This is a genomic window from Kitasatospora sp. NPDC001603, assembly GCF_040298365.1.
In the GTDB taxonomy this organism is placed as follows: Bacteria; Actinomycetota; Actinomycetes; order Streptomycetales; family Streptomycetaceae; genus Kitasatospora.
Genome location: NZ_JBEPAA010000031.1, coordinates 65,608 through 77,777, shown reverse-complemented (window position 1 = coordinate 77,777; position 12,170 = coordinate 65,608). Strand labels below are relative to the sequence as shown.

General features: G+C 66.2%; 5 protein-coding genes and 1 pseudogene. 3 read left to right on the top strand and 3 right to left on the bottom strand.

The features are described from left to right. The first annotated feature begins 288 nt into the window (after positions 1–288). A pseudogene (locus ABT263_RS20560) lies at positions 289–1,510 on the top strand (hypothetical protein). A 502-nt stretch (positions 1,511–2,012) separates the two neighbouring features. Further along, positions 2,013–2,219, top strand: coding sequence for a hypothetical protein (locus ABT263_RS20555; RefSeq protein WP_352291922.1), 207 nt, complete (start codon positions 2,013–2,015; stop codon positions 2,217–2,219). Between the two features lie 582 nt (positions 2,220–2,801). On the opposite strand, the gene ABT263_RS20550 is transcribed toward ABT263_RS20555, so the two are convergent. Beyond that, positions 2,802–6,833, bottom strand: a complete 4,032-nt coding sequence (locus ABT263_RS20550) for a hypothetical protein (protein ID WP_352291920.1) — start codon at positions 6,831–6,833, stop codon at positions 2,802–2,804. Positions 6,834–7,105: 272 nt separating this feature from the next. After that, the gene (locus ABT263_RS20545; RefSeq protein ID WP_352291952.1) at positions 7,106–7,687 is read right to left on the bottom strand and encodes an HNH endonuclease; all 582 of its coding nucleotides are present in this window, start codon (positions 7,685–7,687) and stop codon (positions 7,106–7,108) included. 425 nt (positions 7,688–8,112) lie between these two features. Between ABT263_RS20545 and ABT263_RS20540 the strand changes: the two genes are divergently transcribed. Further along, positions 8,113–10,128: an ATP-dependent nuclease gene (locus ABT263_RS20540; RefSeq protein ID WP_352291918.1), complete on the top strand. Its 2,016-nt coding sequence runs from the start codon at positions 8,113–8,115 to the stop codon at positions 10,126–10,128. A gap of 15 nt (positions 10,129–10,143) precedes the next feature. On the opposite strand, the gene ABT263_RS20535 is transcribed toward ABT263_RS20540, so the two are convergent. Beyond that, positions 10,144–11,178, bottom strand: coding sequence for a tyrosine-type recombinase/integrase (locus tag ABT263_RS20535; RefSeq protein ID WP_352291916.1), 1,035 nt, complete (start codon positions 11,176–11,178; stop codon positions 10,144–10,146). Between the last annotated feature and the right edge of the window lie 992 nt (positions 11,179–12,170).

The window sequence follows — 12,170 nt, the reverse complement described above, 5'->3', positions numbered from 1 at the left end:
ACCCCCGACAGAGTCAAGCTGAGGCCCAACAGTTCCTGTTGGCGTGCAGCACAGGTTGCGGGGAAACGCTGTTGCACTTTGCATGATCTCGGCCACGCCGGCGCGGCCGCGAAGAGCAGATTGCTCACGAACGTCCCGAGCGTCGTCGCCGCCAAGCACCTGCGGGACTACGGATGGGTTGATCAGCTCATAATTGGAGTCAGCGCCGAGCGACCCGGCGCATCGTACCCGCCCCGGGTGCACTCACCGCGATCGGAGAGCATCGTGAAGAACAGCGCGTTGTGGCGAGTGGTCGACAACGAGAGTGGTACTCAGTCCATCGTCAGCACGCCGTCCGAGGCGGTCGCGTTCGTCAACAGCCGGTTCGACACCGATGACGACGACGAGCCGTTCAGCATCACCGAGGTCGGCCCTCTCCTTCCGAAGCCGCTCGGGGCCATCACCGAATGGGCCGCCAAGAAGGACGGCGAGCGAACCGACGGGCGTACTGCGCCGATCACCATCAGGCCGGTTGTGACGGATAACGCCACAGAGTGCGACGACGTCGTGCTCTGGGACGACGTGTATGTGTCATGGGGCCACGACATGTACACCGTCGAGGGGCCGGACGGCTCCGAGTACAACGAGGTCCACAGCGCAGCCGAGTTGAGCGAGACTCGATGAGTACGCCGGCGACTACGAGTATGTGCCTGAGCCTGAGGGGTCTGACAGCTACACGCTGCCGAACCCGCGAGAGTTGATCCGCTACGGCGCCCAGGAGTGCGCCGACCGGTACGGACACCTTGACGACGACGCACTGCTCTGGCTCGCCGCCACCCGCATCACGCTCGCCGTGTGGCGCAACTCGCCCGTCGAGAACTGGCATGCCGGGGAGAGTCCGCTGCGCGACGGCACGATGATGCGGATCAACGCGGCAACCACCCGGATCGTGCGCTCGATGCTGTCGTTCGAGCATGTCGACTGGATCGCTGCCGGTCTGGCGATCGTCAACCCGTCTCGGGTTCTACCGACCGGGCAGTCCGTGCTCGAGCTCGGGCTGGCCTGCCACAACCCTGACGACCCGGCATATGAGGTTGATCCGCGAGGAGAGCTCGCGGAGATGGCGCAGGGCGCGATCTCATGGGGGCGAAGGTACCGCCTCCACGAGAAGGAGTTCGGCCTGCGAACCATGATCGAGTCCCTCTGCGCGTTCGACAACGGCTGGTTCGGAGCACCGAGTTGGGGGCGCATCGTCGATCGGTTCCTTACGGCTGTCGACGACCGGGAGAATGTGCACTGGCGCATGCACCGGGACGAGCCTTGGTTCGACGAGTGGTTCACCAGCCGCCCGGCCGACATTGCGGACACCACGGAATTTCGTCGGCTGCTCCATGCCGGGCCCGACCTGCTGTCCGAGGAGGCCGCCGAATGGTGCGTGGAAGGTGCCATCGGCTACGTCTGCCAGGACGACCATGCGAACGGCTGCCTGCGATGTGGTACCCCGCTGGCAACGGAGTTCCCAAACGGGTGAGCGTGGACACCAGCGTAGGAACGTACGGATGGATCGAAATCAGCGAAGTGGGGCCTCGCCAGTTCGAGGCGCGACTCCTAGATGGCGTGATCGCGAACGGTGGCGGATCAGTAGGTGCCCGGCAATGCCGCCGGCCCCTGTATCAGCGGAAGGTCGGTCAGGGTGCCGCTGCCGCAACCCCGTCGATCGATGACGCGGTCCACTCCCGATCCTTGACCAGGCCGCCGTTCGCGCTCCGCATGAGACGGTGCCGGACCTGGCTGACCGAGGTCATCGGTGCCGGCAGTCGCTCCTGGCACCCATACCTGTGGTGACTGAGGTCTGCCTCTTTCCTGGAACGCCGCGGCCACTCCGATCTGGAGGCCGTCTTCCTCCAATCGCTCCACGACAAACGCAACCTGTTCAAGCTCTACTCTCCTGGACGGCTACAGCTCGCCCGGATGAGTCAACTGGTCGCAAAGTATAAAGATTGGCCCCTAGGCACCAAGCGCCGCAGCGCGGTGTGGGCGTCGACCTCGTCGAGGAAGCCGGCACGGCGCACGGTACGGCGGTGGCCGCCGACGGGCGGGGTGTCGACGGCGAAGACCCAAGTGCCGTGGTGCGGGTCGGCGGCAAGGCGGGGGCAGGCGGTACCGAGCTGGTGGCGGCGGCCGTCGCGGCAGCCGCACCGCCGGTAGACGCGCCCTCGGTCGAACTTGGGGGTGGGTGAGCAGCGCATGGTGATCGCCTCGAAGGGTCGAGCGCGCGGAGCGTTCCTCTTCCAGTGTGCGCCCGCCGGGGCGATCACCGTACGACCACCCGCCACGGAGATGCCGACTGACCTGCGGTTCTCCCTTGAGCAGCGGCAAAGGGGAAACCGGTCGGCCGCCGGGCTTGGCCGAGTGTGCTGTTGCCCGGGGCTCGGTCAGACGAGGCGGTAGCGGTTCGCGGTGGCGGTGTCGCGGATGAGCCGGGCAAAGCGTTCACGGCTGCGCTTCTGCTGTTCCTCGGCCTGTTCGTCGTCCCAGTCCTTGGCGTCGCCGAGGACTTCGTCGTCATCGAGTTCGTCGTACTCGCTGTGGAGGGAGCCAACAGCCGTGGATGCCGGCGAGGGGGTCTTCGAGAAGGTCGCGGGCGGGGCGTTTGGGGTCGAGGAGGGTGAGGCGCAGGCCGGTTAGTTTGATCTCACATTCCCTGCGCAAGGGTTTCAGTGGTGTCAGATGGCGCGCACGTCTATTCGCCTCCCTGCTTGACGCATCGTCAGTGGTGGTCGGGGTGATGGCTCTTGGGTGGCTCCGGAGCCGGGAGAGCCTCAACGGTCGGCCTCGGGGAGAAGCTGTACTGCACGGTCGGGGCTGAGGTCCCGTTGAAGGGCTGTCGTGATCAGGTCGTCCAACTGCAGGTAGTCGTCCGTCGGCCGGCCGGTGAGACCTTGAGCGATGGCAACCGCAAGGTTCGGTACGCCGTCGCCGACGCGACCTGCGCCCTCGGCTGTCTCGTCCTCCACACGGTGAGCGAGGGCGTCGAGAGCGTCTAGGACCTCACCGGTTGAGGGGTCTCCGGACCCGAGTTGTTCGATGAGGAGGTGGGCGTGCCGGAACTGTTCCACAGCGTGGTCGGCGATGCTCTGATGCCGCTGGTCCGCGTCCCTCAAGGTCACCAGGTGGGTCAGGCCCGAGAGACATTGCAGCGCCTTGTGGGCATCGATGACGGCATCGGCGAGCGGGGTCGGGCATGCCTCGGGAAGTGTTGTGCTCCAGCTGTCGAAGAGACGGGTATCCGGCCAGCGCGAACTCGGAAGCAGTTTCAGGGCCCGAAGCCTTACCGGTCTGCCACCGACCAGTGGTAGAAGAAGCGTGGCACCGTGGTAGTTCGGTGATCCGGGACCGCGTCCCATCAACGTACCCAGTTGCGCCGCGACATCCGGCCACTGCGTGAGGTCGCTGAGCTCCGCGCCAACGGCCAGCTCTACGGCCGGCCACTCCGCTTCGTCTGCGTCGGACACTGGCCGGGTGTAGAGGTGGACGCGAAGCCCCAAAGCCCTGGCATCCTCCTGGATCTTCCGTGGGACCGCGCTTGCCCGTGCGCTGGCGGCCCGACGGGCGAGGTCTGCGGCGCGGGCCAGCGCCCGCGTGGAGGGCCCTGAACGCGCCTCTGCCCTGAGCAGCTTCAGCTCAAGCGTGTTCCAGGAGAGTGCCGCGAGAACGGCGTGCAGGTCTGTGAGGACTTCCGCCAGTTGATCGAGGACAACCGGCGGCTCCTGACCGATGAGGTGCCAGCGTTCCTCGTCCCGTACACGCAGCGTCAGGCCCCGCAGATGACTACGGACGTGGCCTGCGAGTGCCCGGTAGCCCTGGGGTTCCACAAGCCGCTGCGTCAGATTGTTGGCGATTCCGTCGACGAGTTGATGCAGGTGGTCGACGCCCCCACCTGGAACGGTGTCGCCGACCGGCAGCGCGGACAGAATGGCGTTGTCGCCGGGCAGAGTCAGCGAATTGGCCCAGTCTCGCAGCGTGGCTTGCCTTGCGCGGAGCTCTGCGATGTCCTGCGGCCGACTGCGGCCCGTGCACCAGATCCGGGTCAAGTCCGCCAGATAGATGTGCAAAGTGGGGAGAACGGTGACCGCTGCGGCGGCCCGAGCGGTCCAGCCGGTAGTCCCGGCCGCTGCCGCACCGATCAGGGCCTGGGTGCGAATCCATGCCACCTGACCCGGCGAGCGGTCGTTCTCTCGCAGCAGGAGGCTGATCCCGCCCGTGAAATCACCGAACGTCATGGGGATTCCGCCGGGGAGCAAGGCCTGGACATCCACGCTCTCGCACCGGGGAAGGCACCGCAGAAGCACTCGTCCGAAGGCCTTGACGTAGCGTTCCACGTCAGGCTGGGCCTGGTCGGACACGTGCAGCAGGCGGGCGTAGGCGACCAGGCCGCCGTCCCGTTCCACGACAGACACCTCCGTCACCCATGGTGAGTGCGCCCTGAGCCTGCTCAGCATGGCTTCCTCGCCGCCGGTGATGTCCAGCAGGCCTTCGGCCAAGGCCACCGATACGGTGCGGGCCGTAGCGAGGACCTCCCCGAGCGATTCGGCCGGAAGGCCTGCGAGCAGCCGACCGCATGGCGAGTCCGACACCAGCGCCAGCCAACCTGCGAGGTCCACCTTTGTCCCGGCGAGCACTGTCAGAAGTCTCTGTACGTCGTAGGGGTCTGCGCACTGGGCAAGGCGAGTGCCGAGCGCGGCTGCCCCGAGACGCTCCGCAAGCGCATCACGCAGTGGCGAACCGGATGATCCGGCCGCGCTGATCTCGGTCATGACGGAGGCGACCTCGGGTGCCAGCCACGAATGCGGATCCCCGCCCATCAGCGTGAACTGCAGAACGGTACGCCGCAGCGCGGGTGGTACCTGGTGCTGTTCGAAGATCACCGCCCAGTCGTCGGCGATGCGCGTGACATCGACCAACCGAAGCGCCTGCAGTACACCGGCGAGCACCCCGGGATCCGGCCTGCATTCGAGCTCGACAGCGATCTGACCCAGTACGACGGAATCCAGTTCGGGGTGTTCGGCCAGCACCCCGGCGATGAACGGCTGCAACTGCATGTCCGACAGCAGTCGCATCACCGCGACCACGGTCTCGTCCAGCATCGGAGGCGGCACCGCGTGCACGGCGTCGGCCAATCGCCCCGAGCGCAACTGATGCAGCCCTGACAGGCGACCCATCCGCTCATGGACGAGATGCTCGTCGGCCAATCGGGACAACGCGACACGAAAGTCCATATCCCCTATCTCCAACTGCTGCTGAAGCTGCCGCACTGACAGGTCCGCACCCCAGCGATGGGCAACCGACACCCTGGCCAGGATCTCGACTTCCGCCTGCCGCCCCTCGACAGCCCGCCGCTCAACCTGCTCCGACAGGACGTCCGACAGCCGCCGCCCACGGGTGAGGAGGTGTGTGAACTCCAAGGTCAGTCCACCTGAAGCCTCGTACGCCTCCCGCCAATGAGGCGCGGTCGTGGCGCCAGAAGCGGACAGTCCTGCATGGAGTTGCTCCGCGACCTCCTCGTCCAGCGACACCACCACTTGGGCGCACTCGGCCCGGCTTCGAAGGGGCAGGAGGTCCTCGCTGCGGACGGAGCCGAGCAACAGCACACCTGGAATCGGTGCGACTTCACGGTGGAGGGCGTCCCACGCCTCGGCCGTGCCGATCCCGATGCCATCCACGACGAATCCGACCGGGGACCGCGTGGATGGCTTCACCGCCTTGGCCAGACGCACGAGCGCGGCGGTGTCCTCGGCCTGCAGACGCCGGATTCGATACCAGAGCACATGCCTCGTCACATTGGCCGACATCCACATGACGGCGGACTTGCCGACCCCGGAAGGACCGGTCACCAGGACGCTCTGCCCCCGGCCGACCGCATCCGCGACCTGACCGGTCAGAGCCGGTCTCGGAGCCACCAGGCCTGCGGCGACATGACCGGGCTGAACCTCGACACCCTCGTAGAAGCCGGCAGCCTGCAACGGCCGGTCGAAGTCCACCGGCTCGCAGATTCCCGCGGCCAGGGCCTCCTCCAACGAGGCGAAGTCGATGGCTTCCGCGACCTCGGTCACGACACGCCCGATATCCGTTCGGCTCAGTCCAGCGGCATCCGCCAAGCTCCTCGCCGCATTCGCGTCCGAGCGGCGAACCACCGCGTCTCCGAGGGCCCTGACAGCCACCTCAGCCGCAGCGGGGAGCAACCCGAGGTGCTGCGCCACTGCGGTGCGGGTGTCATCGGTTGCGACATGCCATGGCAGAACGTACAAGCTGGCGGCCTCGCACCACGCGCTGATCGCGTCCTTGCCGAGGCCAGCCTTCAGGGCCTTCGCCTCCAGCGCCATCAGGATTGGGTGATCATGTGGGAGTGCACTCAACGGACGACCCCAGTGAGTGAACGACTCACCACTTACGGGCTGTTCGATCACGAGGACCGACCGGCCGGGTATCCCCGCCTCTTCGCGCTTCGCATGAGCCAGGGCCATGGCGAGGAGGTGCCCGGCCGTCATGGAAGCGGTGAAGCCGCCGATCCGTTCCTGGCGGGACTTCACCTGCACGTGCCAGGCGGCTGCCCCCTCAACGGTCAGGTCCTCCAGCCCTTCCGGGACGACGCGATCAGCTTCCAGGACGCCGGACAGAACACGGCCGCACAGCCACACCCCAACAGCGTCCTGGTAATGGAATCCGCGTCCGGCCAGAGCCCCCGATCGGGTCGCCTTCCACAGGCCCTCGGCGGATCCGCTGGCCGCGTTGGCCTGCTGTACAGCCTCGGTGGATTGAACCCGCTTACGTCGCACTTTGCCCTGGCCTGCCATCCAGAAAGCATGGCAGGCCGGTCTGACAGCCGCCACGAGGCAGAGGGATCGGTTCGGCTTCATTGGCCGCGACGCCACGAACACGCGATGACGGAACTGCGATGACGGGCAAACCGGTTATCCTGCCGCGTGATTGGCCACGGGACGATCCGGCGAAGAGAACGCCTGGCCAGGCGCACACGGCGAGCGAGCACGTACCCGGCCGCCGCTGCCGCAGGCCTGGCCTTGCCGTCAGACGCGTGAATTTGCCGGCCGCCGGTCCTGCACGCCAGCTACGACCACCCTTCGACCCATACGACACCGGCGAAGGCGTCGGATGGATTCTCCACAGGAAGGAAGTGGCGGCTCGAAGGACCGCACGGATATGCAAACACGCAGAGGGCGCCGGAGCGAAGAAGGCTTTCCAGCGCACGGTGGACAACTTCGGGTCTCCACCCGCCCGTCTGCGCGAAGTCCGCGACTGTCATCACCGGCCCGTCAGAATCGCGCTGCTCGATTGCCGCCCCGATGCGACGCGCGGTGCGACTGAGGGAAGCGATATCCGGAAGCCTGCCAGGCTTAACGAAAGTGTTCGCGTCGCGGTTCGGTACCCATTCGCCGGGAAAGCTCCTGTCCGCCTTGCTGCAGTTGCACGATAGGCAAGCTACTGCGAGGTTGGCGGCGCTGGTCGGGCCGCCCAGAACCCGAGCCTTCACGTGATCGAGCGTGGCGCGTCGCCTGTAGACGTCCTCCAGTTTCAAGCCCTCTCGGACAGCCGGCTCCAACTCGGCTTGGCCACAGGGGCAGTAGATCCGAACGCCGCAGAACGTGCACCGAATTCTTCCCGGAGCGAACCATCGGTGCACCTTGCACATTCCTCGGACGGGCTGGTTGTGGCGTCGGTTTTCGAATGGCACGATCACATTGCCCTCCTGCCCGTTCAAGTACTCGCCGATGAACAAAATTCCTCCTGTCAAAAACCGGTGGATCGATTGAAATCAGAAGGCAGGTCCTGGGCAGGGCCACACTGGAGTCCCGGTATGACACAAGGCCGCAAGGAGTGCTGACCGCTGCTTGAGGTTCTGCCGCAGGTGCTCGAAGCCGAGGTCAAACCTCGAGGGAGGCCGAAGGCAGCACCCACGCCACCACGAGGGCGCAGCCAGAGCGACAGCAGTAGACGTGGCAGCGCTACCAGGCTGGAGAGCACAATGATCTGACTGGCCATCACTTCATCCACTAGCATAACTCCGGGCCTGACCGTCTCGGCCTCCTCACCCTCCTCGTATGGCACAAGGTAACGATGAAGATCAAGCGCGCACGTATCCAGAACTTCCGTAGCTTGCGGGAGGTGAACATCGAATTCGACGCGACGACGTGCTTCATCGGGCCGACCGGAGCGGGGAAGTCCACCGTCCTGCGCGCACTCGATTGGTTCTTCAATGGAGAGAAGACGATCTCCCTGGACGAGCACGACCTCCACTCCGCTGCAGACAGTCGCCGGATCACGGTCGAGGTCGAGTTCAACGAGCTCACCGAGCATGACCGGGGCGTACTCGGCAGCTACGCCCCACCCGAGGTCGACACCGTGATCGTCTGGCGCACCTGGGAGGACGGCGAGGACAAGATCAGCGGAAAGGCTCTTGCCTACCCTCCGTTTGAGACGGTCAGGGCAGTACCGACCGCGACGGCCAAGCGCAAGGCCTACGGTGAGCTTCGCGATCAGCAGCCGGCCCTGGGTCTGCCGGCGGCGGGATCAGAGGCCGCAGTCCTCGACGCGCTCCTGGTGTGGGAGCGCGAGCACCGAGACCAACTGCTTCACACCGATCGGAACGCCACCCACTTCTTCGGCTTCGCGGGGCAGAGTAAGCTCGCCGAGCTGATCGACTTCGTGTTCGTCTCCGCAGACCTGCGGGCCACCGAGGAGGCCGACGACCAGAAGACCTCCGCGCTGGGCCGCATCCTCGACTACACGGTCAACCGCACGGCGGAGATCGAGACTCTCAACGTACTTGAGAAGGGCGCCCACGAGGAGCGACTGAAGATCCAGACAAAGGCCTACGCCCCGGTCCTCCTTAAGATCTCGGCTGACCTTTCCCGAGAGCTCGCACACTTCACCACCGGACGGGGCGTCGCGCTCGCGCCGGTTGTCCACGCCCCGAAGCCGGCGAAGACAAGCTTCAAGATCAGCATCTGGGACGGCGCCGCCGAGACCTCAGTCGGACGCCAGGGCCACGGCTTCCAGCGCGCGTTGATCATCGCCGCGCTCAAGCTTCTCGCCGAGACCCGCAACCCCAGCCAGGAGACACGCACCCTCTGCCTGGCCATCGAAGAGCCCGAGCTCTTCCAGCATCCAGCGCAGGCACAGACCTTCGCCGATGTCCTGCGTGACCTGACCGCGGCCGAGGGAAGCCGGATCCAGGTCGCATACGCCACCCACAGCACAGTCTTCATCGACCACCGAGCGTTCCACCAGGTACGCCGCCTGCGCCGCGACTTCGTCGACAACCACCCGACAACCCGGACCAGCCAAGTCACCGTGGACGACCTCTGCGAGGCGCTCGCTGGCTACGTCAAGCCGGACAGCATCCACCGTCAAGCAGGCCTCCGCTGCGCAGACACTCTCGCCGAAGGCCTCTTCGCCCTGGCCGCCGTCCTCGTCGAGGGCGACACCGACGCCGGCCTGATCATCGGCTGTGCGCAGAAGATGAACCTGAGCCTCGGAGCACAGGGCATCAGCGTCATTCACGTCAATGGCAAGGACAACCTCTTTCTCGCCCACGCCATTCTCACCGCCCTCGGCGTACCGTGCCACGTCGTCTTCGACGGAGACAGCGGGATGGAGGAGCGCAAACTGGCCTCGATCCAGGAGCAGACCGCGGACGACCAGATCAAGGCCAGGAAGAAGATCACCGAAGCTGCCCAGCATGCAGCCCGGAGGAACGCAGACCTGCTCGGATACCTGGGGGCCAAGAGGAGAGTCCCCTGGCCGGAGTCTGCGTCCAACCTCACCTTCACGGTCTTCGACGACAACCTGGAGGAGTACCTCAAGGGCAACTGGCCCGCCTGGAGTACGCGACTCAAGCACCTCGTCGATTCAGGTGAGGGATTCTCCGGCAAGAACGCCCCCACCTATCGGGAGGCCGCCAGCACTGCAGAGGGAGGTCCGCCTGCCCTCCTCGTTCAGCTCCTCGCCAATGTTCAGGAGCTGTTGAGGGGCAGCACTCCGTCGGCGGACCACGCTGTGCCACGGCAACCTGGACCGCAGGATGCCGCGGACGCAGCAGTCAGCCTCGAGGTGAGTGGAGCCGGCCGCTGACATCGCTGGTGCCCGTCAAGCCGCAGAGCGCAGTTCCGAGGCGGGGGCTGCTTGCACACGACTGGCGTTGGCTCGGTCGAGGGCGGCGGAGAGAGCTCTGACAGCTTCGTCGGCGGAGTCTTTGAGGAGGTGGCCGTAGAGGTTGATCGTGGTGGCCAAGGTGGCGTGCCGCAGGGTCTTGGACACGACGGCGACGGGGATGTTCTCGGCGATCATGATGCTGGCGGCGGTGTGGCGTAGGTCGTGCAGGCCGATCCTGGGGAGTCCGAGTTCGGTGGTGCGTTTACGGAGCTGGTCGAGGACCCACTGGGGCCGCAGCGGGGTTCCGCCGGGGCGGGCGAAGACCAGGCCCTCCAGCCGGGCGTCGGGGTGGGCGGCCATCTGGATCGCGGCCTGGCGGTGGAGGGCTGCGATGACTCTGGGGGAGAGGCTGATCCAGGCGCGGCTGGCTTCGGTCTTGGGCTCGCGGAGGTGGATCTTCCCGTTGTCGATGGCGGTCAGGGTCCAGCGGACGTAGAGCTTGCGGTCCATGAGGTGGACGTCGGACCAGTGGAGGGCGAGGATCTCGCCGCGGCGCATGCCGGTGCCGAGCATGACCTCGAACAGGTCGGTCAGCTGGTCGGCGTACTGCTCGGCGCTGTGCTGCAGGAAGGTGGCTGCCTGCTCGGGGGTCCAGCAGGTGCGCTCGGCTGCGCGGGGCTTGGGCGGCACGGAGTGCTCCGCCGGGTTGTAGCGCAGCCGCCAGGAGCGCACGGCGGCGTTCAGCGCGTTGCGCAGCGTGGACACGGCCCGGTAGACGGTGACGCGCCCGCGATTGGCCTCCAGCTGGCCGGAGACCCAGGCGTCGACGTGCTCCGGGCGCAGGTCGAGGAGCCGGAGGCGGCCGAAAGCGGGGATGAGGTCGCGCTCGACGCACGCGGCGTAGCCGGCGTACGTGTTCGGCGCGAGATGAGCCTTCCTCGTGGCGAGCCATTCCCGCAGGTAGCTCGCGACGGTGGTGCGGCGGTTCTCGTAGACCCCGCACAGCTCACGGTCGAGTACGGCCTTCATTTCTCGGGCCGCCTCCGCTCGGCTGGCGAAGCCGCCCCGCCGACGGGTACGACGCCTGCCCTCCTCCGGGGCCAGGTCAACGCAGTACGTCCACGACCCGTGACCCGCCTCGTCCAGCAGCCGCACACACCACGGCCCCAGCTGCTTCCCTCCCCCGCCCTTACAACCACACCGCCGATAGACCCGACCACGCTGCGCACGCTGTCCCATGAGCTTCCTTTCTCCCGGGCTGAGTGGTTCCCCTGGGGCAAGAGTGGCTGCTGTGTCGGGTGTGGCGGCAGAGCGTGCGGGGCGGTGCGCGAGGCACTCAGAACCAGACGGCGACGACACGCTCAAGACGACACACCGCCCGGGAGATCACAGTCCGCAGTCGATGGGTAGGCGAGCTTGATCCGCCCGCAGGCGCCCGCTCTGCGGGCTGGCCGACGCCGCCGAAAGGGCGGTCGTCGAGCTCGCGTGATGCCACCTGCTGAATGGCCGACAGATTCCGGTCGCGGGCAGTGACAGCAGTGGGGTGGCCGGCCTTGGGACCACTTTGGGACCACCCCTGATGAGCGTCCATGGACGACGGTGATCCGAAACGGACACTTGTGTGCAAAGTAAACACTGAGTAACCGTCAGTGGTTCGTATGGGCCAGCGCCGCCGGAAAGTCCCAATTCACGTTTGCCTCAAGGGAGTTGAGCAACAAGAAAGCCGAGGCCTGAAGGCCTCGGCTGCCGACAATAGTTGAACCCCTTAAGTGGGGGTCAAGGGGTCGCAGGTTCAAATCCTGTCGTCCCGACCAGCGTTTTCGCAGGTCGGAGGCCGTTCTTATCGAAATGATAAGAACGGCCTTTTCCTTTGGTGGTCGCAAGGCGGTCGCGAACGCTCGTTCACGTCGGTCTGCTGAGTGCGTTTCTGTAGGATGGGCCCCTCTGTCCTGGTCGTGACGGGGCATTTGTTCATCTGATCGGGCATTCGAGTGCCGTCGATCGCGGGCCGGTCGCCTCTT